22 protein-coding genes and 1 tRNA gene are annotated in these 25,643 nt (G+C 33.9%); 12 read left to right on the top strand and 11 right to left on the bottom strand.

Features of this window, described 5'->3' with window-relative positions; all coding sequences use genetic code 11:
* Positions 1 to 311 precede the first annotated feature (311 nt).
* Entirely contained in the window at positions 312 to 1,367 is a 1,056-nt protein-coding gene (locus AA088_RS17565; protein WP_052752798.1) for a M57 family metalloprotease, read from the bottom strand.
* Between the two features lie 303 nt (positions 1,368 to 1,670).
* On the opposite strand from AA088_RS17565, the gene AA088_RS05780 reads away from it, so the two are divergent.
* The gene (locus AA088_RS05780; RefSeq protein WP_046743986.1) at positions 1,671 to 2,216 is read left to right on the top strand and encodes a hypothetical protein; all 546 of its coding nucleotides are present in this window, start codon (positions 1,671 to 1,673) and stop codon (positions 2,214 to 2,216) included.
* A 39-nt stretch (positions 2,217 to 2,255) separates the two neighbouring features.
* Here the strand turns inward: AA088_RS05780 and AA088_RS05775 are convergent, their stop codons facing one another.
* Positions 2,256 to 3,575, bottom strand: coding sequence for a DUF2254 domain-containing protein (locus AA088_RS05775; protein ID WP_046744166.1), 1,320 nt, complete (start codon positions 3,573 to 3,575; stop codon positions 2,256 to 2,258).
* A gap of 159 nt (positions 3,576 to 3,734) precedes the next feature.
* On the opposite strand from AA088_RS05775, the gene AA088_RS05770 reads away from it, so the two are divergent.
* The gene (locus AA088_RS05770; protein WP_046743985.1) at positions 3,735 to 4,085 is read left to right on the top strand and encodes a hypothetical protein; all 351 of its coding nucleotides are present in this window, start codon (positions 3,735 to 3,737) and stop codon (positions 4,083 to 4,085) included.
* Here AA088_RS05770 and AA088_RS05765 read toward each other — a convergent pair.
* The gene (locus AA088_RS05765; protein WP_082106587.1) at positions 4,069 to 4,524 is read right to left on the bottom strand and encodes an alpha-ketoglutarate decarboxylase; all 456 of its coding nucleotides are present in this window, start codon (positions 4,522 to 4,524) and stop codon (positions 4,069 to 4,071) included. The genes AA088_RS05770 and AA088_RS05765 overlap by 17 nt on opposite strands.
* 194 nt (positions 4,525 to 4,718) lie before the next feature.
* Between AA088_RS05765 and AA088_RS05760 the strand changes: the two genes are divergently transcribed.
* Together AA088_RS05760 and odhB are read left to right on the top strand one after the other, a co-directional pair.
* Positions 4,719 to 7,490: a 2-oxoglutarate dehydrogenase E1 component gene (locus AA088_RS05760; protein ID WP_046744165.1), complete on the top strand. Its 2,772-nt coding sequence runs from the start codon at positions 4,719 to 4,721 to the stop codon at positions 7,488 to 7,490.
* Between the two features lie 101 nt (positions 7,491 to 7,591).
* Positions 7,592 to 8,815, top strand: a complete 1,224-nt coding sequence (gene odhB, locus AA088_RS05755) for a 2-oxoglutarate dehydrogenase complex dihydrolipoyllysine-residue succinyltransferase (protein WP_046743983.1) — start codon at positions 7,592 to 7,594, stop codon at positions 8,813 to 8,815.
* A 312-nt stretch (positions 8,816 to 9,127) separates the two neighbouring features.
* Here odhB and AA088_RS05750 read toward each other — a convergent pair whose 3' ends face one another.
* Entirely contained in the window at positions 9,128 to 9,568 is a 441-nt protein-coding gene (locus AA088_RS05750; RefSeq protein ID WP_046743982.1) for a retropepsin-like aspartic protease, read from the bottom strand.
* Between the two features lie 127 nt (positions 9,569 to 9,695).
* Between AA088_RS05750 and AA088_RS05745 the strand changes: the two genes are divergently transcribed.
* From AA088_RS05745 to AA088_RS05710, 8 genes are all read left to right on the top strand, one after another.
* Positions 9,696 to 10,463 carry a TatD family hydrolase gene (locus AA088_RS05745; RefSeq protein ID WP_046743981.1) on the top strand — a complete coding sequence of 256 codons (768 nt, stop codon included), beginning with the start codon at positions 9,696 to 9,698 and terminating at the stop codon, positions 10,461 to 10,463.
* A gap of 58 nt (positions 10,464 to 10,521) precedes the next feature.
* Complete coding sequence (locus tag AA088_RS05740) at positions 10,522 to 11,550, top strand: asparaginase (protein ID WP_046743980.1); 1,029 nt, start codon at positions 10,522 to 10,524, stop codon at positions 11,548 to 11,550.
* Positions 11,551 to 11,607: 57 nt separating this feature from the next.
* Positions 11,608 to 11,695, top strand: a tRNA-Ser gene (locus tag AA088_RS05735).
* A gap of 77 nt (positions 11,696 to 11,772) precedes the next feature.
* Positions 11,773 to 12,501, top strand: coding sequence for a MotA/TolQ/ExbB proton channel family protein (locus tag AA088_RS05730; protein WP_046743979.1), 729 nt, complete (start codon positions 11,773 to 11,775; stop codon positions 12,499 to 12,501).
* Between the two features lie 30 nt (positions 12,502 to 12,531).
* Positions 12,532 to 12,942, top strand: coding sequence for a hypothetical protein (locus AA088_RS05725; RefSeq protein ID WP_156168422.1), 411 nt, complete (start codon positions 12,532 to 12,534; stop codon positions 12,940 to 12,942).
* Positions 12,943 to 12,944: 2 nt separating this feature from the next.
* Complete coding sequence (locus AA088_RS05720; RefSeq protein ID WP_046743977.1) at positions 12,945 to 13,562, top strand: ExbD/TolR family protein; 618 nt, start codon at positions 12,945 to 12,947, stop codon at positions 13,560 to 13,562.
* Between the two features lie 14 nt (positions 13,563 to 13,576).
* Entirely contained in the window at positions 13,577 to 14,062 is a 486-nt protein-coding gene (locus AA088_RS05715) for an ExbD/TolR family protein (protein WP_046743976.1), read from the top strand.
* 88 nt (positions 14,063 to 14,150) lie between these two features.
* On the top strand, positions 14,151 to 14,861 hold the full coding sequence (locus AA088_RS05710; RefSeq protein ID WP_046744164.1) for a porin family protein: 711 nt from the start codon (positions 14,151 to 14,153) through the stop codon (positions 14,859 to 14,861).
* Here the strand turns inward: AA088_RS05710 and AA088_RS05705 are convergent.
* From AA088_RS05705 to frr, 7 genes are all read right to left on the bottom strand, one after another.
* Positions 14,856 to 15,467 (bottom strand): hypothetical protein, encoded by a 612-nt coding sequence (locus tag AA088_RS05705; RefSeq protein WP_046743975.1) that lies wholly within the window; start codon positions 15,465 to 15,467, stop codon positions 14,856 to 14,858. The genes AA088_RS05710 and AA088_RS05705 overlap by 6 nt on opposite strands.
* Positions 15,468 to 16,925 carry an RNA polymerase factor sigma-54 gene (gene rpoN / locus AA088_RS05700; RefSeq protein ID WP_046743974.1) on the bottom strand — a complete coding sequence of 486 codons (1,458 nt, stop codon included), beginning with the start codon at positions 16,923 to 16,925 and terminating at the stop codon, positions 15,468 to 15,470.
* Between the two features lie 45 nt (positions 16,926 to 16,970).
* Positions 16,971 to 17,750, bottom strand: a complete 780-nt coding sequence (locus AA088_RS05695) for a DUF6263 family protein (protein ID WP_046743973.1) — start codon at positions 17,748 to 17,750, stop codon at positions 16,971 to 16,973.
* A 186-nt stretch (positions 17,751 to 17,936) separates the two neighbouring features.
* Entirely contained in the window at positions 17,937 to 19,379 is a 1,443-nt protein-coding gene (gene asnS, locus AA088_RS05690; RefSeq protein ID WP_046743972.1) for an asparagine--tRNA ligase, read from the bottom strand.
* A gap of 434 nt (positions 19,380 to 19,813) precedes the next feature.
* Positions 19,814 to 22,246 carry an efflux RND transporter permease subunit gene (locus AA088_RS05685; RefSeq protein ID WP_046743971.1) on the bottom strand — a complete coding sequence of 811 codons (2,433 nt, stop codon included), beginning with the start codon at positions 22,244 to 22,246 and terminating at the stop codon, positions 19,814 to 19,816.
* 47 nt (positions 22,247 to 22,293) lie between these two features.
* Positions 22,294 to 24,816 (bottom strand): DUF5686 and carboxypeptidase-like regulatory domain-containing protein, encoded by a 2,523-nt coding sequence (locus AA088_RS05680; protein ID WP_046743970.1) that lies wholly within the window; start codon positions 24,814 to 24,816, stop codon positions 22,294 to 22,296.
* 182 nt (positions 24,817 to 24,998) lie between these two features.
* Positions 24,999 to 25,553: a ribosome recycling factor gene (gene frr / locus AA088_RS05675; protein WP_046743969.1), complete on the bottom strand. Its 555-nt coding sequence runs from the start codon at positions 25,551 to 25,553 to the stop codon at positions 24,999 to 25,001.
* Between the last annotated feature and the right edge of the window lie 90 nt (positions 25,554 to 25,643).

Raw genomic sequence — 25,643 nt, 5'->3', positions numbered from 1 at the left:
TGAAGATATAGATTCTGATTAAAGCGAACTTCGGTTCGCTTTTTTTTATCGCTTTTATATTTAATATGTGACTATTGTTATTTGCAACTAGTAATGTATCAATTCAGGTATAACCTATTTTCGGTAATCACTTATACCACATATCATCTGTTTTTTTTCACATATTCAGATTAAAAATTTTAAACTCCAGTTTAATATTCTTAGGAGTAATCTGTCTTAAAATAGGTTTACGGGGTTTTAGATAAATTCAATCAAACCAGCAAAGTTAACTTCGCTGGTTTTTTGTTGTGTGTAAAATTTGGTGTTGAATTTTACCAATTGTAATTGGCTTCTACCATTTTACTTTCGTTTCCGTTAGCATCAACTGCAGTAACCATCATTCGGTAACCATTACGGTAACTAAGTTTAAGTTCTCTGCTGTAACTAGTTGAGGAGCTAGTTCTGTAATGATACCAACCTGTTTTTCCAGTTTCTTTAATATTATTGTAAATCTTATAACTAGTGGCGCCGGGTACAGCATTCCAAGTCATTGTGAGCTCTTCGTCTCCATCATGATATGCTTGTACATTTGTCGGAGCGTTAATTTGTAAAGGGTATAATGTGTTAACAGCGGTTCTGTCACCTGTTGATAGACCGCTACTTAATGTACATGCAGTTCCTCCATTCATTACTGAATTGGAGTCGCTAGTAGGGGTTCCTGAAATATGACTTCCAAATGAAGAATTTGTATGAGCAAATGTTAAACAATGACCAAATTCATGAATCATATTATAAAAGCGTAAATTATTACTTACGCTACAACCACTAAAGCTTAAATTAATGCGAATTCTGTAACCAGGCATTCCGTTAGAAGTTGGGAATTCTGCTGCGGCAATAGTGTTGTTAGGTAATGGAGCTGCATTGTCATTCATTACTTCAATTTCAGGGTTAAATAAAAAACCTCCTTGATATGGCCAGTAATAATCGGTTTCATATAAAAAAATGGAACTTCCTGAATTTGCATTCCAATGTGCCATAGCATTTCTAGTAGCAGTTTTCCAATTAGAAGGTAAAGAAGGGTCAATGCGAACTCCTATAGTTTTATCACTTACTAAATAAGTAGTTCTCCGTTGTTTTGGAGTCATATCATCGTTGGCTAGTTGAGGTCTTCCTGTTTTTGAAAATGTGATGTCATTTCCGACAAGAAAATATGATCCCATATCAACAATGTCTTTTTCTGAAAACCCTAAGTCTTTAATTTCTTTAAAAACCAGCTCTGTTTGGTCTTCTATGAGTACATTTTCATCGTTGATTTGAACGGAATCGGTACTACAACTGTAGATGGTAAGAAATGCAATAACTCCTAATAAATACTTGATTTTTTTCATGTTAAATACGTTTTTGGTTTCTCAAACTTATCTAAAGCATGAAGGTTGTATTTACGGAAAAATACTACTTTCTGTATGGTTACAATAAGATAACGCTTGGGTGAAGATGGCTTAATTATTTGGTAGTGATAAATTTACAAATGATTAAGTTTTAGAGTGTTTTCAATTAATAAAAGTATTTCGGTACATTTTGGACTGCCAATATTTTACTAACTTTAGATTCAAAAACTAATTTATCTGCTTAAAACCCATAATCATAAATGTTTAATCTTAGCATTTTTATGGTGAAAATTGAAAATTCTTATGAAAAAAATAATCTCATTACTTTGTATTGTTTTATGTATTTCCTGTAGTAGTGATGACGGTCCTTCGCAAGCCGAAATAGTGGCAGGGACGTATAAGCTAACAAGTTTGATTCCTAATGTTCCAATTGATACGAACTATGATGGAAGTTTTATAACTTCTGATTTGATAGATATAATTGTTTGTGATGATTTTGGAATGAAGTTGTTTGGAGACGGTACGATTTCAATAAACTTGACAAATCAGTCAGTTAGAGCTAGAAGAGAACAGTATTGGACAGGTTCAAGTTCGTGGGACTATGTTACATATGTGCATTGTTCTGATATTTACGACTTTGAAGGAACTTTTGTGGTTTCAGGAAATGATATTGCTGCTACATTGGAGGTAATTAGTACCGAGGCAAATCCAGAAACATTTGAGATGAATTTTGAAATAAATGATGATATACTCACTTTTGTATATGTCGGTGCTTTTATCACTTCAGATTCTACGGATGCTTATGACTTTCGTGATGTAGAATTTACGGCAGTATTACTAAAGGAATAGTAGTCATTTTACATTTGTTACCTTTACAAATCTCAATACTTAGGTATTTACAGTTGCTTTAAAAAGTAAATACTGTCGTTGTAAATCGTCAATATCGGTTTGCAATGTAAATGATTTTTTACCAGTTTCCATGATAATCTCGGCATATTCTTTTAATGCATTAGTGTGAGAATTTGAATTGTCAGCTTCTAAAATAACAGAGAGAGTCTCCATGAGTTTGATAATAATGAATGGGCTTGTCTTACCGTATTGACGAATTAAATTGAAAGCAGCTTCTAAATATCCTTCAAAAGAATCTTTTGTCACGAGTATACGCATGATATCATTTTCGTCTTTGATAGTTGCATCTGGAATTTTGACCAAAACTAATTTACATAATACGGAGGTTAAGTTGTCAATACATATTACTGCAGTATAAGGATTATTCACGCCTGGAGATAACGCTTTTGAAGCAATTTCAACAATTTGATGAATGCCAAATTCTATATCTTGAAAAAAACTTTTTTGAGTGGCTAGTTTATAACTTTTAAGAAGAGAAAGTTCTTCTTTTTCAGAAAACTCAATAGAAGAATTGTTTTTGAAAAGCTCAAAGATAGGTTGTTCTTTAACAACATAACATCCGGGTTTGTGTAATATTTTGATGATAATTTCTCGTTCCCTTGCGATGCTAACCAAATAATCTAGGTCAAAGTATTGAATATAGCCGCTAGATTCAGATTTAAAATCTCTAATCTTAGTTAATGATTGATGTATCTCTTCCTTGGGCTTAAATATGACATCTTTCTCTATTTGTTCAGGATACATGGTTTGAATGTCATTTTTAATTCGCTCACGCAATTCATTGATTATTTTACTAGGTTGAATACTCATACTGATGCTATGAATAAAAATCACCAATAAAAACACATTAAAAATGGCTAAGAAAATGGCAAAAAGGATAGAAAGATTAGGGATAAAAGCATAGTTATCATTATCTCTAATAGCATTGATTACAATAATTGAGTATAGAAATACACCAACATACTGCCCTAGAACGACTTGGTTAAGTCGTTTATACATAAAATTTTGCAACAATCGCGGGCCAAATTGAGACGAAGCTAATTGCAATACAACAATGGTAATCGAAAAAACGGTTCCAGCAATGCCAACCATCGACCCAGCAATTACGGTCAATACATTTCTGCCAGAATCAGAACTCTCGGAAAAAATAATTTTCAATACACCTTCGGGCGTAAAGGGAAATGTCTTGTCAACGTATAATAAAATAATAGCTGCAAGAATGCTTAGAATAATAATTACGGTAGGGACAAACCAAAAACTATCACGAACTTTTTTAAATAAATACTGTAGGTTGAGCATGTTGGTTTTTTTAAACACTACAAGATATTACTTAAATTTTACTTATAAACACTAAAAATCAGAATCGTAATGAATAGAAAGGCAAAGAGGCTGATACTAAACTTACAATCTTAATCATATAAATTACATTTACGGCAAAGATTTACGTACTTTCGTTAGATGTTAAAAAAGTACAATCATATTGATGAATTATTAGTAGATGCTGCTAAAGAAGCATTATATGAAAAGTTAATTGCGCAGCTCAATAAGGACTTCCGGTTGGCAAACATTGAAGAAACATTCAATGTTCATATAACACCAAAAGAGCTAAAGGCTCAATTGCATGAAATTATCTATAAATTAATCCAAGAGCGATTTACAGAATACCTTAGCTTGCTTTATATCATTGATGTTTCAGAAACTAAAATTAAGGCGCTTGATGGTGCTGACACAATTGTGTTATCTGGACAGGTTGCATTTTTGATTCTAAAACGTGAATGGCAAAAAGTATGGTTTAAAAATAAACTCTAACAAACGGAACTAACGCATCAGCATAAATGCTTTTGTCGTCGTCATGCAACACGTTATAGCGTACTCCAATTGTAATATGATTGGTGGTGTAACCAATTCCAAAAAAGATAGCAGGTTGCCAATAGTTGTCATCTTCAAGAAGGTCGCTTTCAAAATCACGATTTACATTCAAATACTCAAACTCACTGGACAATTGAATCTCAGGAAGGACATTGTATAAAGAGAGAAAACTGCCGCCTACAATTGTAGATTTAAAAAAATCATTGTCATTAAAATATGTGTAATTCAATGCAATTCCAGCAGAAAAACGAGAGTTGAAATCATAAATAGCACTTGGGGCAACGGTTGCGCTAAAAATTCCATTTCCAAAACTCAAACCCAATCCGCCACCAAAACGAATATTTTTCCAAAAATCACTTTGTGTTGAATTTTGATTCATATTTTGAGAAAATGCAGTTGCACACAAAAAAAATAACAAAATCGTAAATTTTGACCGAGAAAAAACAGAATCTTTCATTTCTAAAAAAAGCCTAATAATTAATACTATAAATATATACAAAACATGCGACGTGTTTTTCTCAAAAGTTGTATTTTTGGGGAAATTTTGTCAAAACAAGACAGGAAGAAAAAAACATGGATAGATTTTCCTTTTTAAATGCAGCACATACAGCATATTTTGCTGAATTATACGATCAATATTTACAAAATCCAGATAGCGTTGAGCCAAGTTGGCGCGCTTTTTTTCAAGGATACGATTTCGGAACAACTAGCTACGGCGAAGAAACTTCAGAAGCAGAAGTAATTTCTAACGTTGTAATTCCTGAAAATGTTCAAAAAGAATTTCAAGTTGTTAAGCTAATTGATGGCTATCGCACGCGTGGACACTTATTTACAAGAACAAACCCTGTACGCGAACGTAGAAAATATGAGCCAACCTTAGCGTTGGAAAATTTTGAACTAAGCGAAAGTGATCTTGACAAAACTTTTGAAGCTGGTGAAATTCTAGGAATCGGAAAAACAACTCTTCGAGAAATCGTTGCACACTTAGAACGCATTTATTGCGAATCAATAGGTGTGGAATATATGTACATACGAAAGCCTGAACAAATTAAGTGGATTCAGCAAAAGCTGAACATAAATGATAATCACCCAAAGTTTACTTCAGATCAAAAAAAGCATATTCTTAAAAAGTTAAATGAGGCAGTTTCATTTGAAAACTTTTTGCATACCAAATATGTCGGACAAAAACGATTTTCCCTTGAAGGAGGTGAATCTCTTATTCCTGCCCTAGATGCTGTAGTAGAAGAAGCAGCCAATAAAGGAGTAAAAGAATTTATCTTAGGAATGGCTCACAGAGGTCGTTTAAATGTACTGACAAACATTTTTGGAAAATCTGCTAAAAATATCTTTAGTGAATTTGATGGAAAAGACTATGAAGAAGCGATCTTCGATGGAGATGTTAAATATCACTTAGGACTTACATCTGAACGAGAAACAGATTCAGGTAAAAAAATTAGTATGAACATTGCGCCAAATCCATCACACTTAGAAACGGTTGGAGCAGTGGTAGAAGGTATTGCACGTGCCAAACAAGATCGAAATCACGCTGATAACTTCTCTGAAGTACTACCTATTGTAATTCATGGAGACGCAGCAATTGCAGGACAAGGATTGGTATACGAAATTGTGCAAATGTCACAATTAGATGGTTACAAAACAGGAGGAACTATACATATTGTTATCAATAACCAAGTTGGATTTACTACAAATTATCTAGATGCACGTTCATCAACATACTGTACAGATGTTGGAAAAGTAACACTTTCTCCAGTATTACACGTCAATGCTGACGACGCTGAAGCCGTAGTACATGCTGCTTTATTTGCGTTAGATTACCGAATGACTTTTCAGCGAGATGTCTTTATTGACCTATTGGGATATCGTAAATATGGTCATAACGAAGGAGATGAGCCACGTTTTACTCAGCCGAAACTATACAAGGCAATTTCAAAACATAGCAATCCAAGAGATATCTATGCTCAAAAATTAATTGAGCAAGGTGTGATTGATACTGACTATGTTTTAAACTTAGAAAAACAATACAAAGATTCTTTAGAAATAAAACTTGAAGATTCTCGTAAAGAAGAAAAAACCGTAATCACACCATTCATGCAAGATGCTTGGAAAGATCTAGGTTTGCAGCGTGTTGATGAAAAAGTAATGGAAGAAAAGGTTGATACGAGCTATTCAAAAAATAAACTAGAAGAAATTGCAAAAGCAGTTTCTAAACTACCTGAGGATAAAAAATTCTTGCGAAAAATAACGCGAATTGTATCTGATCGTCATAAAATGTTTTTTGTAGATAATCAGATTGATTGGGGAATGGGAGAAATGTTAGCATATGGCTCATTGCTTCAAGAAGGTTTTGATGTTCGTATTACAGGTCAAGATGTTGAAAGAGGAACATTTTCGCATCGTCATGCAGTAGTCAAAGTAGAAGATTCTGAAGAAGAAATCAAACTATTGGATTATGTAGCAAAAGACCAAGGAAATTTTTACATCTACAATTCATTGCTTTCAGAATATGGTGTGCTTGGATTTGATTATGGTTATGCAATGGCAAGTCCAAATACATTGACAATTTGGGAAGCACAATTTGGTGATTTCAGCAACGGAGCACAAATCATGATTGATCAATATATCTCTTCTGCTGAAGATAAATGGAAAACACAAAGTGGCATTGTAATGTTGTTGCCGCATGGGTATGAAGGGCAAGGAGCAGAACACTCTTCAGCACGTATGGAGCGTTACTTACAATTATGTGCAAAAGACAATATGTTTGTTGCAGACTGTACGACGCCGGCAAACTTTTATCACTTGTTACGTCGTCAAATGAAAGCAAATTTTAGAAAGCCGTTAATTGTTTTTACACCAAAAAGTTTATTGCGCCATCCAAAAGCAGTTTCTACAGTAGAGGAATTTACTAATGGAACGTTCCAAACATTGATAGATGATGCAGAAGCGCAACCGAGCAAAGTAAAAACGTTGGTATTCTGTACAGGAAAATTCTATTATGACCTATTAGAAGAACGTGAAAAGCAAGGAAGAGAAGATGATGTAGCATTGGTACGATTGGAACAATTATTCCCATTGCCAAAAACAAAAATCAGAGAAGTATTAGCAAAATATAGCAATGCAACTGATGTAGTTTGGGCACAAGAAGAGCCTCGAAACATGGGTGCTTACGGACATTTACTAATGCATATGGACGAAGTGAAAAACTTCAGAGTTGCTTCTAGACGATTCTACGGAGCGCCAGCGGCAGGTAGTAAAGTGCGTTCTGAGCGACGTCATAAAGAAGTGATTGCGTACGTTTTTGATAAAACTAAAAATAATATGTATTAGGATTGTATTTCGATTTTGTTCAATACTAATCCTGCGCTTGCTGAGGTAATCGGAGGCAAACGCCAAAAATAAATAAAATAAAAACTAAAATATAGAACACGATGATTTTAGAAATGAAAGTTCCTTCGCCAGGAGAATCCATCACTGAAGTAGAGATCGCAGAATGGTTAGTAGCAGATGGCGACTATGTTGAAAAAGACCAAGCAATTGCTGAGGTTGATTCAGACAAAGCAACGTTGGAGTTGCCAGCAGAAGCTAGTGGAACAATCACCTTAAAAGCTGAGGAAGGCGATGCTGTAGCGGTTGGACAAGTAGTTTGTTTAATTGACACAAGTGCAAAAGCGCCAAATGGAAGCAGTGCGCCAAAAGAAGAGAAGAAGGATGAAGCTCCAAAAGCGGCACCTGTAGCGGAAGCTCCAAAAGCAGCTGCAGAGCCAGCTAAAACGTACGCTTCAGGAAGTGCTTCGCCAGCAGCTAAAAAGATTCTTGCAGAAAAAGGAATGGATGCTAGTGAAGTGAAAGGAACTGGAAAAGATGGTCGTGTTACTAAAGATGATGCAGTAAATGCGCAACCGAGTATGGGAACACCAACTGGTGGATCGCGAGGGAGCGAACGTAAAAAATTATCAATGCTTCGTAGAAAAGTGGCTGAGCGTTTGGTATCTGCAAAGAACGAAACAGCTATGCTTACAACGTTCAACGAAGTAGATATGTCGCCAATTTTTGCGTTGCGTAAAGAATATAAAGAAGACTTCAAAGCAAAACATGGTGTAAGTTTAGGATTCATGTCGTTCTTTACGTTGGCAGTAGTTCGTGCGTTAAAATTATATCCTGCAGTAAACTCTATGATTGATGGAAAAGAAATGATAAGCTATGATTTCTGTGATATTAGCATTGCGGTTTCTGGACCTAAAGGATTGATGGTGCCTGTAATTAGAAATGCGGAAAACTTATCTTTTAGAGGTGTAGAAGCAGAAGTAAAACGTTTGGCATTGCGTGCGCGCGACGGACAAATTACAGTAGATGAAATGACTGGCGGAACCTTTACAATCTCTAATGGAGGTGTTTTTGGAAGTATGTTATCTACGCCAATTATCAATCCACCACAATCAGGTATTTTAGGAATGCATAACATTGTTGAAAGACCAGTTGCTATTGATGGTAAAGTAGAAATTCGTCCAATCATGTACGTTGCGTTATCATATGACCACCGAATTATTGATGGTAGAGAATCGGTAGGTTTCTTGGTGGCAGTGAAAGAAGCATTAGAAAACCCAGAAGAATTATTGATGGATAACAATGTGAGAAAGGCATTGGAATTATAATTCTTTCTAAACATTATAAATTTAAAAAGCACGGTATACTATAATTATCGTGCTTTTTTTATAATAAGGCATAAATATTTATGCAAAACGCAGTCACCAATAAAATTACTTGTATGGTAAAAAGGATGGTAAATCGCTTATTGTTTTGAGTTAGGGAGGTCATCACAATTAGGGTTGATTAATAACGATGTAAAATTCTTCAAAATACAGATTTGAAACAATACGTAAAATTACGTGTTTTTTGCTGCATACTAGCTTTTATAAGTAAAGAGGATGTGTTTTTGTGTAATCTAACTTAGGGATAAAAATGCGTTATTTTAAATACAAGCAGCTCTTGTCGTAGTCAATCACAGCTTTTCCTTTTCGCAAAATATCTGCGCCAATAATACCATGAACTGGTTCGGCTTTATGTTGCGTTAGTGCGGTATTTACATGATCTAAATTAAATAAAACCAAAGCAACGCGTTGTTTGGTCCATTTCCCAATACGTATTTTATTACCTTTTGAAACTTGTGTTTCCATATTGATGGCGCCAGCGCCAGCGGCTTTAATTTCTGAAGCCTTTGCTACTAAATTGAAAGTTTCAATTGCTTCAAAACCTACACATGAAGTAGAAGCACCAGTATCTAAAATAAAACTTCCTTCAACACCGTTAATCTTTGCTTTCATTTCATAATGATTAGTGTTAATACGATTTAGTTTAATTCGTTGATAACCCTTATCAAGCAAAAATTTTCTCAAACTTTTTTTCATATAGTTTTCAGTTGTGATGTTGCGAAAGTACAAATCAAAACAATAGTTTCTGTCAATTGCAAAGGAAATCTAAAGTTTTTAAAAAATACACAACTTGTATTCATCTCTAAAATACTATTTTTGCGACATGATAATTACAGATACGCATACACACCTATATAGTGAAGCTTTTGAAGAAGATCAAAAGGAAATGATGCAACGCGCCATTGATAGTGGTGTGCAACGTTTTTTCGTGCCAGCAATTGACTCAACTTATACAGAACGTATGTTTCAATTGGAAAAAGATTTTCCTAAGGAAGTGTTTCTAATGACAGGGTTACATCCAACACATGTAAAAGAAAATTATAAAGAAGAATTGGCACATGTAGAATACTTATTAACCAACCGAAAATTTTATGCGGTAGGTGAAATAGGGATTGATCTTTATTGGGACACAACTTTTTTAAAAGAACAACAAGAGGCTTTTCAATATCAAATACAATTAGCAAAAAAATATAAGTTGCCAATTGTGATTCATTGTCGTGATGCTTTTGATGAAGTTTTTGAAGTATTAGAAAAAGAAAAAGGAGAAGAGTTATTTGGAATTTTTCATTGTTTTACAGGAACAAAGGAGCATGCAGAAAAAGCAATTAAGTATAATATGAAACTGGGAATAGGAGGTGTTGTTACCTTTAAAAACGGAAAAATTGATCAGTTTTTAGCACATATTCCTATAAAACATATTGTTTTAGAAACGGATGCTCCATATTTGGCGCCAACACCATATAGAGGAAAACGAAATGAAAGCAGTTACATTGTAAATGTATTAGAGAAGGTGGCAAGTATTTATAAAATTTCTACTGAAGATGCTGCTCGAATAACCACTGAAAACTCTAAAGCTGTTTTTGGGGTCTAAATTTCTATCTAAATCTTAAAAATAATATCGCCATCGGGTGATGTAATGAAGAATCAAAATGAATCAACCTAAAATTTTACTCATCTATACAGGCGGTACTATTGGAATGATTAAGGACTTTGCAACAGGTGCTTTGCGTGCTTTTGACTTTGCTAAACTTTTAGAGCGAATTCCTGAACTTTCACACCTAGATTGTAATATAGAAACAGTCGCTTTTCAAGATCCAATTGATTCGTCCAATATGAATCCACAATATTGGATAAAAATGGCATCCATAATTGAGGAAAACTATGAACGATTTGACGGGTTTGTAGTGCTCCATGGAAGTGATACAATGAGTTACTCAGCATCGGTATTAAGTTTTATGTTAGAAAACCTTGCGAAGCCAGTAATATTTACAGGTTCTCAGTTGCCAATAGGAGATTTGCGAACAGATGCCAAAGAAAATTTGATTACATCAATTCAAATAGCATCGCTATGGGATGACCAAGGAAAACCTCAAATTACTGAAGTTGGTTTATATTTTGAATACAAATTATATAGAGCCAATCGAACTACAAAAATAAATGCAGAACATTTTGAAGCATTTGCATCGCTCAACTATCCGCCTTTGGCAGAATCGGGTGTGCATTTAAAGGTGTTTAAAGAAAATTTATGGCGACCAACAAACAATAAAAAATTTAAAGTTCATAAAGAAATAGATAATAATATAGCTATAATTAAACTATTTCCAGGAATAACGCGCGCTAGTATAGAAGGCTTTTTAGCTTCTCCGAGCATAAAAGCTATTATTTTGGAAACTTATGGAGCAGGAAATGCGCCTACCGAAGCATGGTTTTTGGATTTTTTATACGAAATAAAGCAACGAGGAATCATAATTGTAAATGTTACACAATGTTCAGGAGGAAGAGTAATTATGGGGCAATATGAAACTAGTGTAGCGCTTAAAAGCCTTGAAATTATTAGTGGAAAAGATATCACGACAGAATCGGCTGTTGCAAAATTAATGTACCTTTTAGGTAGAAAAATAAATAAATCTGACTTCAAAACAGTGTTTGAAACACAAATTAGAGGTGAAATGTCCTAAAAATAACTAGATATATTTCAAAAACTAATTTTTTTTTTGTTATTTGCCCGACGATATAGAGAGGTGGCCGAGTGGTCGAAGGCGCACGCCTGGAAAGTGTGTATACGGCACAACCGTATCGAGGGTTCGAATCCCTTCCTCTCTGCAGAAATTTATCGTAAATAATTGTAAAATTTTTATATCTTTAACCCGATTAACTAACAAAATTTAAGTTCAAGAGAAATGAAAAAAGGATTTTCTATTATGGCTGTAGCCATGTTAACGATTTTAAATGTAGGTGTTGCAGTAGCACAAGACGCTAACGAGGCAGCAGTAGAGTCACAAGGATTTCACCAAATATTGAAAGATTACTTTATCAAGGGTGGACCTGGATTCATGGGAATTGTATTGTTGTGTCTTATCTTAGGATTAGCAATATGTATTGAAAGAATCATCTACTTAAACATGGCAACAACAAATAACAAGAAATTGTTAGCCAATGTTGAAAATGCATTAGCAACTGGTGGTGTTGAAGCAGCGAAAGAAGTAGCGAGAAACACAAAAGGTCCTGTAGCTTCTATTTTCTATCAAGGATTAGATCGTATGGATGAAGGTGTTGATAATGCTGAAAAAGCTGTTGTAGCGTATGGAGGAGTACAAATGGGACAATTGGAAAGAAACGTATCTTGGATTTCTTTATTTATCGCAATTGCACCGATGTTAGGATTCATGGGAACGGTAATTGGTATGATTCAAGCCTTTACTCAAATTCAAGCAGCAGGTACACTTGATGCTTCGTTAATTGCAGGTTCTATTCAGGTAGCCTTATTAACAACAGTATTTGGTTTGATCGTAGGTATCATACTTCAGATTTTCTATAACTATATTATTGCAAAGATTGATAGTATTGTAAACGACATGGAAGATTCATCTATTTCATTAATAGATTTATTAGTTCGTTACAAGAAATAAGACTATCAACTTTATACAATACTATATCATATGAAATCATTAAAATTAATATTAACAATCTTAGTTGCCGTTATCGCACTGATAGGAGTTATCCTATACGTGATGATTTTATCGGATAAATCAACTGGAAATGGAATGATTGTTGCAGGAGAAGTTCTTGTAATCGTAACTGCAGCATTGGCACTATTTTTTGGTCTCAAAAACTTGGCGACCAATCCGCAAGCATTAAAGAAATCATTGATTTCTTTGGCAGTTTTTGCAATCATCGGTATATTATCGTATGTGTCTGCGAGTGAATCTCCAACACAAGTAGGTGAAATTTCAATCGATGAAAGCACATCTAAATTGGTAGGAACAGGTATTTACATGTTCTACTTTTTAGCAGCAGTCGCAATTTTAGCGATGGTAGGATTTGGAATCAAAAAATCACTTAACAAATAATTATGGGAAGAAGAAACATACCAGAAGTTAATGCAGGATCGATGGCAGATATTGCATTCTTACTTCTTATCTTTTTCTTAGTAACCACAACCTTTGAGGAAGATGCGGGTATCACTAGAAAGTTACCGCCAATTCCGCCAGAAGGAGTTGTTCCGCCTGTCATTAAACAAAAGAATTTGTTTACAGTATTGGTAAATAAGAATAACGATCTTTTGGTTGAAGAAGAATTGATGGAAATTAAAGACTTACGTCAAGCAGCTATCGATTTTCTTGATAACGGTGGTGGAACCAATGAGAAAGGTGAGCCTTGTAATTATTGCAAAGGAAAAAGAAGTGAGGACTCATCAGACCATCCTAATAAAGCAATTATCTCTGTAAGAAATGATAGAGAAACAGAATATAAAACGTTTATTTCTGTTCAGAACGAGCTTGTAGGAGCTTATAATTTCTTGCGTAATAGAGAGTCAATGAGGCTTTATGGACAAAAATATACATCAATGGATTCTATTGCGGCTCATCCGCAAACTGGAGAGTCTCTAAAGGAGGAATTGAATACAAAGCTAGAAGTGATCAGGGAGATGTATCCTTTGAAAATATCTGAAGCAGAAACTAATAATTAAAAAATGTAGTTACTATGTCTAAATTTAAAAAGAAAAAAAGTGGTGAGTTGCCACCAGTATCTACAGCAGCTTTACCAGATATCGTTTTCATGCTATTATTCTTCTTTATGACGGTAACAACGTTTAAAAAAGATGATTATAAAGTAGCACAAAAGTTTCCAGCAGCAGATCAAGTGCAAAAACTTGATAAAACTGATCCTGTGATTTACATTTATGCAGGAAAACCAAGTGAACGTTACCGTAGTGAAGTAGGAACACAGGCTAAAATTCAGTTAAATGATAAATTTGCCGATGTTTCTGAAATCAAAGATTATTGGTTCAACACATTAAATAATGAGCTAGGGCCAGAATTTAGAAATGTTGCCATTACGGCTCTTAAAGTAGATGGTGAAACGAATATGGGATTGATATCTGATATCAAACAAGAACTTCGTGAAATCAATGCTTTAAAGATTAATTACACTACAAGAAAAGGTAATGTAAGTGAAAATCTTAAATAGAAAATCTTAAATTTTACAGATAAAAAAGCACTCTTTTTAGAGTGCTTTTTTTATACTATCTTGCTTATAAGATTAAAAAATGAATTTAATGCATTATTCGCCAAAGCACTTTGTAATTATACTTTTTTCTTTTCTGTTAGGAACTTTATGGTTGCATGCACAAGAAGAAGTCATTCTAGATACAATTCCTGATGAAAATTATAGAGAAGATCAATTTTATATTGGAATAACCTATAATATACTCCAAAATCGTCCTAGTGAGGTTTCTCAAAATAATTTTTCAAGTGGAATTCACTTAGGATTTATTAGAGATTTTCCAATAAATGAGAATAGGAATAAGGCAATAGGTATTGGAATTGGATATTCCTATAACTCCTATTTTCACAACTTGAAAGCTACTGAAACAGACAACGGAATTGTTTACGAAGTCATTAACGGAGATGAGAATTTTAGTAGAAATAAATACAGAACTCACGAGGTAGAATTGCCCATAGAGTTTCGTTGGAGAACTTCAACAGCAACCGATTATAAATTTTGGCGTATTTATGCAGGTTTTAAGTTGGGATATATGTTTTCGGGGATTTCTAAATTTATAGGCGATAGTGGAAAGCTTAAATTTCAAAATGATGATTTTGATAGTTTCCGTTATGGCTTAACACTCAGTGCAGGATATAACACGTGGAATTTTCACTTGTATTATGGGTTGAATGCACTTTTTAAAGACGGAACGAGTACCAACACAGGAGAACGCTTCGAAATGAGTGCAATTAAAGTGGGTTTAATGTTTTATATTCTATGATTGAAACCAATCATACATAGCTAGAAGCTGAGGAATGGTTCCAATAAAAAAGCCAAGTATAAGTTCTATAAGTGTATGTGCTTTCAAATACAAACGTGAAGTTCCTACCAAACCTATGAGTAAAATAAGAATACTCAAAGCAAAGGTAATATTGAGTTGATAAGTAATGCTTAGTACAATTAGAAACATCAATAAGCCTGAAATTCCCATCATATGCATACTTGCTTTTACACGAAACAAAACAAGAGTAAGACAAATAAGCGCCGATACTAAAGAAGCTACAAAGAAATCGAATAATTCTGCAAAAATTGATTGAGGAATAACCTTTGTAATAATCAAGAATAATAGTAATACGTATAAATACAGTGGAATTTTTCGCTGTGAAACATCTTTTACAAAAACAGAATCAATCAGCTTAAATCGTTTTAATAATATAAAAACCAAAATAGGAATGCAGATTGTAAAAATTGCAATGGCAATGGTTACGTCTATTGAAAACTTTCGGTCGTACAATCGTGGCGTAACAAGAAAATACCCCATAGTTGCCATGACTGGAATAAAAATAGGATGAAAAATATATGATATAACGTTAAAAAAAATACGCATCTATATTTTCTTTCGGAGTCGTGCTACAGGAATGTCTAACTGTTCTCTATATTTTGCGACTGTTCTTCGTGCAATTGGATACCCTTTTTCTTTTAATATAGTCGCTAATTTTTCGTCTGTGAGAGGTTTTTTCTTATCCTCATCTTCTATAACAGTCTCTAATATTTTTTTGATTTCACGAGTGGATACATCTTCTCCTTGTTCATTTTTCATAGATTCAGAGAAAAATTCCTTAATCAGTTTTGTGCCGTAAGGTGTGTCTACATATTTACTATTGGCAACTCGCGAAACTGTTGAAACGTCCATATCAATCATATCGGCAATGTCTTTTAAAATCATAGGTTTCAACTTGCGCTCGTCTCCTGTAAGGAAGTATTCTTCTTGATAATGTAAAATTGCATTCATTGTAACCAAAAGTGTCTGTTGACGTTGTTTAATAGCTTCTATGAACCATTTGGCAGCATCTAACTTTTGTTTAATGAATAAAACCGCATCTTTTTGTGATTTTGTTTTCTCTTTAGCATCTTTATAGCCTTTAAGCATCTCATTATATTCTTTCGAAACATGTAATTCTGGTGCGTTTCGTCCATTTAAAGAAAGTTCTAAAACGCCATCTACAATGCGAATAGTAAAATCAGGGACAATATGTTCAATGATTTTTGTATTGCCTGCATACGAACCTCCAGGTTTAGGGTTCAAACGTTCAACTTCTATAATTGCATCGCGAAGTTGTACTTCGGTAACATCAAACTTTTGCAATAATTTTTGATAATGCTTTTTTGTAAAATGCTCAAAAGATTTTTCTAAAATATCTATGGCAAGCTCAATAGATTCTGTAGGTTCTTTTCGCTTTAATTGTATTAAAAGACACTCTTGTAAGTTGCGAGCACCTACACCAGCAGGATCCAATTCATGAACAATAGTAAGTATCTTGTGAATGTTTTCTGTTGAAGTAAAAATATTTTGAGTAAATGCTAAGTCATCTACAATATCTTCAATAGGTCTACGGATGTAACCGCTTTCATCAACACTTCCTATTAGAAATTCAGCAATTTCACGATCTTCGTCAGAAAGTCTAAACGTATTTAATTGATTTTTTAAATGTTGATTGAACGAAGTTCCAGATGCATAAGGGACATTTTTTTCTTCGTCGTCAGCGCTATAATTATTGGCTTGTAAACGATAATTAGGAATTTCATCATCACTCAAGTATTCATCTACATTGATATCTTCTGCACTGATTGATTCGTTTCCATAATCATCATCATATTCATTAGAAAGATCGGCGTCATAATCATCTACTTTTTCCTTTCCACTGTCTAATGCAGGATTTTCTTCCAACTCTTGTTTCAAGCGTTGTTCAAATGCTTGCGTAGGCAGCTGTATCAATTTCATTAATTGAATTTGCTGAGGCGATAACTTTTGAGATAATTTAAAATTTAATTGTTGTTTAAGCATAATATCTTTTCTAACATAGCTTGCCAGCTTGAAAGTCTGAGCAATTTATTTCTTTTCGTAAACTTTGTAAGTGGCAGTTCCGCCACCTGTTTGTAATTTCATTTTTCGTTCTCCAGAGAGAAACCGTTTGCTAGTACGATCGATTTCATATGTCCCATTAGCCGTAGTAGCTTTAAGCATACCACCAATTCCGTCAATTGTCATTGCGACATCAATCATGATTTTGTCAGCAGTAATATCATCTACTGTATATTTGAACACCATTTTTTGAGAAGGTAACAACGGATTTTCAGTCTCATAGTTCCAAGTAGTCCCTACTGTCAAAGGTTCTTTAGGAAATGTAATAGGGCTTGCTGAAAATTGAGAAACAATGGATGCATTTCTGTAAGGAGCATTTTTAAATGCTGCTTCTTTTATCGTTTTTCCATATTTGTCAGTAAGTAATGTAAATTCTTCGTCTAAGTAATCTTTGACTTCATTGTACATTTCCAACTCACTTTCTTTTAGTTTTTTGGTGCTGATTGATTTAATTACTTCAGTGTCAAAACCTTCTTGACTACCAAACATATCAGATTCGTACTTAATTCGTTTTAAAACACCAGTAAACACATAATTACTATCTTTTGTAATCGAATCTAAGGTAAATTGAATTTCGTTGGATTCTTGAAATGAACCCATTTCGTTTGCGCTTGTTTTGGTTTCATAAACCAAGGTTTGTGTAAAACCCTTTTCATAGTTCAAACTTGAACTAACTTTATTGGAGTTTTTAGAGCAGCTTGTTAAAAAGAGCACTAAAATGACAGTTCTTATTACTTTAGTAATCATATATTGGGTTTTACAGTTACACAAATATAAAAAAACCTACCTTGGTTTGTTGAGCCTTACTGCAAAAAATACGAGCGCATTTACTTTAGCTGTAATGTGCTATATGCGAATGTACTTTTTTGCATAAAAAAACCGCCAACAATATTGTTGGCGGCTTATTTATATAATTGAAAACTATTTTAATTTTTAAAACTCTGCGTTTTGTGGGGTTCTTGGGTAAGGAATTACATCTCTAATATTGCTCATTCCTGTAACAAACATTACTAAACGCTCAAAGCCAAGTCCGAAACCAGAGTGTACGGCTGTTCCATATTTTCTAAGCTCTAAATACCACCAAAGTTCTTCTTCAGGAATATCTAAAGCAGCCATTTTCTCTTTTAATACGTCTAAACGCTCTTCACGTTGTGAACCGCCGACAATTTCTCCAATTCCTGGAAATAAAATATCCATGGCGCGGACTGTTTTTTCGTCTTCGTTTAAACGCATATAAAAAGCTTTAATATTTGCAGGATAATCAAATAAGATTACAGGACATTTAAAGTGTTTTTCAACAAGAAAACGTTCGTGTTCACTTTGTAAATCTGCTCCCCATTCGTTAATCAAATATTTAAACTTTTTCTTTTTATTAGGTTTAGAATTGCGTAAAATATCAATTGCTTCTGTGTAACTTACACGCTTAAAATTGTTATCTATTACAAATCGCAACTTTTCTGTCAATGTCATTTCACTGCGTTCAGCCTGTGGTTTTTTCTTGTCTTCTTGAATCAGGCGATCTTCTAAAAATGCTAGGTCATCTGCATTGTGTTCTAAAACATATCCTAGTACAGATTTCATAAAATCTTCTGCTAAATCCATATTGCCATCTAAGTCCATAAAGGCAACTTCAGGTTCAATCATCCAGAATTCTGCTAAGTGACGAGAGGTATTTGAATTTTCGGCTCTAAATGTAGGACCAAATGTGTACACTTTACCAAGTGACATTGCGTAGGTTTCCGCTTCTAACTGTCCAGAAACCGTCAAATTCGTTTCCTTTCCAAAGAAATCCTTAGAATAATCTACATTTCCATCTTCATTAAGAGGTGGGTTTTTAGCGTCCAACGTCGTAACGCGAAACATTTCTCCAGCTCCTTCTGCATCACTACCCGTAATGATGGGAGCATGCATATAATAAAATCCATTGTCATTAAAATACTTATGAATGGCAAACGATAATGACGAACGCAAACGCATAACAGCGCTAAATGTGCTAGTGCGTGTACGCAAATGGGCTTGCTCACGTAAAAATTCTAAGCTATGTTTTTTTGGTTGCATAACTGTTTTAGAGACTTCTTCAGGATCAGCATCTCCTAAAATAGTAATGTCAGAAACTTGAACTTCTACTTTTTGTCCTTTTCCTTGACTTTCTATCAATTCTCCCTTTACAGCGATTGCAGCTCCGGTTCCAACACGTTTTAGTATATTTTCGTCGGTATTTTCAAAATCAACAACACATTGAATATTATGTATTGTGGAACCATCATTTAATGCGATAAAACGATTTGCTCTAAATGTGCGTACCCAACCTTTTACAGTAACTTCTTGTAATAATGTTTCCGAACTCAATAACTCGGCAACTGTGTATGATTTCATCTTTCTAATAATTTAGGCGACAAATATAGTTCATTAACGAAAACTTATGAAATGAGCTATGACAATTTTTGACACAAACTGATATGGTTTTTAGTGAATTCAATTTGACATAGCAAATGCAAAATTACATGCATCTCCTAAAATTGTGTATTCAATTTGTACGAAGAGTATGTTTTTTTAGTATGAGAATTCGTAAAGACGTATAAATACTGGTGAATAAAAGGAATTTACCCACTAAAAAGGGGATTTTTCCCCTTGTCTAAAAGCCCAAAGTTGACATATATTTGTCATGGCTATTAATCAATTGTAATCTTAATTTGTCTTCAATGATTAAGTAAATTAAGGTAGGTTTGGGGGAACCTAATAGAGTCTGAACGCTGTACCAACAGCTTCAGGCTTTATTTTTTGTATTTATATTGGTTTTTAGTCTAAGATTATTCTTCTGTTGATTGGTTGTTTTTACTTTTTAGGCGAACTAGCTCTGAAAGTTTCTTTTTTGGTTTTTCAGGAAGAATTCTAAAATTAGGTTCTTTTAAAACACGTTTATTAGCGATACTTCTTTCTAACGATAATAGTAATGAAGGTAATAATAATAAATTTGCTAACATAGCAAAAAGAAGTGTAGCTGAAACCAATCCGCCCAAAGCGACAGTTCCACCAAAACTGGAAATCATAAATACAGAGAACCCAAAAAATAGAACAATAGAAGTGTAAAACATGCTAACTCCGGTTTCTCGTAAAGCAGCGTATACAGATTTTCTAATTTTCCAGTTATTAGTTCTTAGTTCTTGTCTGTATTTAGCTAAAAAGTGAATGGTATCATCTACAGAGATTCCAAAAGCGATGCTAAATACCAAAATGGTTGAAGGTTTGATAGGAACTCCTAAAAAGCCCATCATTCCAGCAGTAATTAATAACGGAAGTAAGTTAGGAACTAATGATATTAAAATCATACGAAATGACCTGAATAAATATGCCATAAATAATGAAATCAAAAAGATAGCGAGTGATAATGACATAATTAAATTGTCTACTAAATACTTGGTTCCTTTTAAAAACACTAAGGCTTTTCCTGTTAGTGTGACATTGTATTTTCCTTTGAATGTATTGTCAATTTTGTTTTGAAGATTTTCTTGAATACGCTCCATTTTATCAGTGCCAATATCTTTCATAAATGTTGTGATACGCGCATATTGTCCAGTTGAATCTACGAAACTAGAAAGTAAATTGGTTTCTGATTTAGATTTTGCTGCAAACGCCATAATCCAACTATTTTCGTTAGAGGTTGGCAATGTGTAATTTTTAGGTAAACCACCAAAGTAGGCTTGGCGCGAATATTTAGCTAAACTTACAACAGACATTGGTTGTGAGAGTTCTGGGATTTCTACAATAAGCTCTTCTAATTTATCCATCCTTTTTAAAGTAGGAAGTTTAGTGACTCCGTTTTTTCGGTCAGTATCAATCATGATTTCTAATGGCATGATTCCGTCAAATTCTTTTTCAAAGAAACGTATGTCTTTAAAGAAGTCGGCTCGTTGCGGCATATCTTCAATTAAACTGCCAGAAATTCGAATTTGGTAAATTCCAATTATACTGAGTGTAAGTAGTGCTACAGAGGTAATGTAAACAGCAAATCGGTGATGACGTACCATTTTTTCCATCCAACCCACAAAAGCACTAATCCAACGTTTGTTTAAATGATTTAAGTGTTTCTGTTTAGGCAGTGCCATGAAACTGTAAATGATAGGAATAATTAATAACGACAGAATAAAAATAGCAATGATATTTATAGAAGCTACGATACCAAATTCTTTCAATAATTTACTTTCTGTGATAATAAAGGTGGCAAATCCTGCAGCGGTTGTGACATTGGTCATCAATGTAGCATTTCCTATTTTTGAGATAACACGTTGTAAGGATTTTGCTTGATTTCCGTGTTTTTTTATTTCTTGTTGGTATTTGTTGATAAAGAAAATACAGTTAGGAATTCCAATGACGATAATTAAAGGTGGAATTAACGCAGTTAATACCGTAATCTCATAATGCAATAGTCCTAATACCCCAAAAGCCCACATTACACCTATAATTACAACTATCATCGATATAAAAGTGGCACGGAAAGATCTAAAGAAAAAGAAAAAGATTAAACTAGTGATGAGTAGGGCGGCACCAATAAATAACCCTATTTCATCCACAATATTTTGTGAATTGAGTGTTCGTATGTATGGCATTCCAGAAACGCGGAGATCTAATCCGGTTTCAGCTTCAAATTCGGCTATAATAGGTAAAACTTCGTCGTAAATAAAATCTTTTCTCACGGCTGTATTTACGATTTCTTTATCTAAATATACAGCAGTACGAACGGTTCCTTCCTCATTAAAAAGCAAACTTTTATAGAAAGGAAGATTTTGAAAAAGTTCTGTTTGGATAGAATCTACTTGTGCTTGGGTTGTTATTTCGCCAGTAACTAGATTTTCTAATGCAAATCGTTGATTTTCTTGGTCTTTGACTAATTTTTTTAAATTTTCTGTAGAGATGACTGCGCTAACTTCAGGTTTTGCATTAAACCGTTTACTAAGCCGATTCCAAGCATTGAAATTTTTAGGAGTAAACAATGCGCTATCTTTGACAGCAAGAATAATTAAGTTTCCTTCTTCACCAAAAATATCTAAAAACTGGTTGTATTCAATGTTTACAGGATGATTGTCTGGTAATAAGTTTGCTTCTGTATAGGAAAAGCGCATGTTTTTCCATTGAGATCCTAAAAATATTGTCATTCCGATGATTAGTGTCAAAATGACAATTCTATTTCTAAGAATCAGTCGTGCTACACTTGCCCAAAAGCGCGTATTAATCCATTTGATCATTGTTCCATTTTTGCTCGTGCAAAGTTAGGAAAAACGTTTGAAGGCAGCTAGAATCCTAAACTAAAATAATAGGTGAACTTGAATGAAAGGTTATCTTCAAATTTTGGCAAATGATATGCGCCATAACGATACATGAAACTGAGCCCAAAACCAGCAAAGAGTTTGTTAATTTCGAATCCAGATTCTGAAAAACCATGTTTCAAAGAGTTAAAGTTTTGTCCTAAATGACGATCAATATTATCAGCATCACCAATAGCAAATCTTGAAATTAATGTTAGTTCAGGGCGAAATCCTTTACTAATTTTAAAAGGTTTAAATTGATGCTTTGCTTGTAGCATTACATATTTGTCAGAGAAAAATTCGTTGAAATACATGGTTTCAAAACTATTTCTACCAGCAATTGAAAAACGCTGTAATAAAGCATCTTTATTAGGATTGTTAGGAGACGTGTGATATAAATGTGATATTGGAATATCTCCAAACCCTATTCCTCCTATCATTAAGAAAGAAGTAACGCCTTTATCTATAGGATGAATTTCGTGAAGCATGCGGAAATCTAACTTGGTAAAGTTAAAGTCGCCACCTAAAAGATTGTTGATACTTTGTGTTGCTTGAAATGTAAATTGAGGAAATCCTTTTTTGATTTCTGTGCGTCCATGACGTGTTTGCATGTATTCGCTAAATGGATTCCATTGAACGGAGAAAATAGCTTCTGTAAGTTCGTATGAATTGTAAATTTCTCCATTATTCACAAATCCATAATCATATGTTGATTCAACATTGCTCTTTGAAAACATTAAATTTGCTTGTGTTTTAGCAGTAATTTGATGTTCTATATTGGCAGTGATGCGCCTTGTTTCATAAAAAAGATCAATATTAAATAGTCGTGGCTCAAAAAGTGAGAATGCGCGCTTGTCTGTAATAAAGCGAGAGCTTCCAGTTTCTACAAGATCGTCAGTGTATGATATTCCAAACCAAGTTTGCGTGCGTTTGTCTAATCGAGCAGCAGCGCCAACACCAAATTTAAAATCTTTATCTCGTGTTCCGTATACTCCATAGCCATTAATGCGGTATTTGGGTGAAAAATTAGCGTTGGTTACGCCACCAAGTCCCAAACGAAAGGCTTCATAGTTATTATATTTTACTAAGTAGCGCAAATCAAGATCAACATATTTTGTAGGATAGTACCCTTTTAATAGTTTTCTTGCTAAGTAAATATCTTTTTCTACACCTTCTTCCTCAATAATACTATCTAAAACTATATACGTTTCTCTGCCGCGTTTGGAAATACTATCAGTTCGAAATCGACTCCAATAGTTTTCGTCTCTGGTATGTGCTTTTTCATCAATTTCAATTGATAATCCACGTCCATGTATTTCAACAGGCTGATTGATGGTAAGGTCAAAATTTTTTGTTTTAGAGGTTAAATACACAAAATCACTTACATCTTGTTTGTTGGTTCTAACCGTTGTAGTACTATCTTGAGGTTGCTCTGCACTTACTTTAATAGTTGCACCAAATAAAGAAACCGAGTCATCTGTTTTTCCTTTTCGGATTATGATTTCTTTATCTGTTGGGAACCAAACGCCAAATGTTTCATGAAACTCAAAGTTTTGAACAGCTTTTATGTCTATCACACCTTTTATTTCGGCAATTCCTTTTTGCAAAGCGTAAGAATCACGATCAATGTATAAAATACCTTCTAGTCCAGAAGTTTTTCCTTTTTTCTTCGGACTGTAGTAAATCATATAAGCTTCACGATTACTATTGCTTATAGTATCTAGTATTTTGTAATTATATTTTGCTAGGGCATTATTGGCTAAAGGGCCTGCATATGAAGTTCCAAAAAGTTCATATGCATTCTTGTAAAAAGAAAACGATTGAATTTTTATACCCAATAGCTCGTAAATAGGTTCTTTAAAGCCAGCCATGCGAGAAGCTAAAACCTTTTCTCTTTTTCCTTTGGTTTTACTATATGATACTTCACTTACTTTTTCAGTCATGTACATATGGCTGCGTTCCATTTCCTTTTTAAAACTATAGTTGGAAGAATCTACTTCTTTAAAAACGAGCTTTCCTTCTTTTTTTGTGTATACGGAATCAATTTGTCCATTAATGGAGTCTGGATTGGCAGTAACTAATAACTTGTTGTATGAGTTCAGTTTAAAAGATGTCAATTTGCGCTCTGGATCATTTTCTTTTTTGTGGTCAATGGCATCACGAATAATTTGTAATGCTGGATTTTCTTTATTGTATAAGACAACAGCTTCAAGAGCCTCTTGCGATTTTTCTAACCGAATTTTGAGATAAGTTACATTATCTTCAATAGGAATGGTGCGACTTTTATAGCCGATATAAGAAATTTTTATAGAAGTGACTTCCTGAATTAGTTGCAAAGTGAACTTTCCTTCTGCATCTGTGATAGTTCCTTTATTTTTGGATATATATATGTTTGCAAATGGTAGTGCTTCGTTTGTTTCTTGGTCAATTACAACTCCAGAAATGGTTTGTTGTGCATATGCAGCTATAGAAGTGCATAGAAAAATAAAAATCAAGATTGATTTTTTCATCTGTAAAATATGTTTTTAGTGATCAGATGTCTGTTAGTCGATAATCATATAGAATATTGTCAATCACGCTACATACAACTTCTTTATGATTCTTCTTATACTAACGATTATTATTGCATAATGTTACAAAAAATAAAGCGACCTAAGGCCGCCTTTTCTTTAGTTTATTATAAGTTTAACGTTTACACCGTCATAATTTCTTTTTCTTTTACAACGAGGATTTCATCAATCTTTTTTACGTATTTATCAGTAAGAGCTTGAACGTCTATTTCTGCATTCTTTTTAGCATCATCTGAGATGTCTAATTTCTTGATTTCTTTGTTTGCATCTTGACGTGCATTACGAACACCTACTTTAGCGTCTTCCGCTTCTACTTTGGATTGTTTAACCAATTCTCTACGACGTTCTTCCGTTAATGGTGGTACATTGATAATAACCGATTCGCCATTGTTCATTGGGTTGAATCCTAAATTTGCTACTAGAATTCCTTTTTCAATCTCGCCAATCATGCTTTTTTCCCATGGTTGAATGGTAATAGTACGTGCATCAGTGCTATTGACATTGGCTACCTGTGCCAATGGTGTTTGAGAGCCGTAATAATCAACCATTACACTTGATAGCATCGCAGGAGAGGCTTTCCCTGCTCTAATTCCAAGTAACTGTTTAGTTAAATGTGCAATAGCACTATCCATGGATTCTTTTGTAGTATCTATAATAAATGTAACGTCTTCGTTCATATTGTTATTAATTAATGAATACAGTTAAAAATACCGTATGTAATGTCATTACTAAATTATACTATTTTTTTGTTTTATGGAACTTTAAAT

The organism is Kordia zhangzhouensis (genome assembly GCF_001005305.1).
In the GTDB taxonomy this organism is placed as follows: Bacteria; Bacteroidota; Bacteroidia; order Flavobacteriales; family Flavobacteriaceae; genus Kordia; species Kordia zhangzhouensis.
Note: the sequence above shows the minus strand (reverse complement) of the source record. Positions and strands in the feature narration are given on the sequence as shown.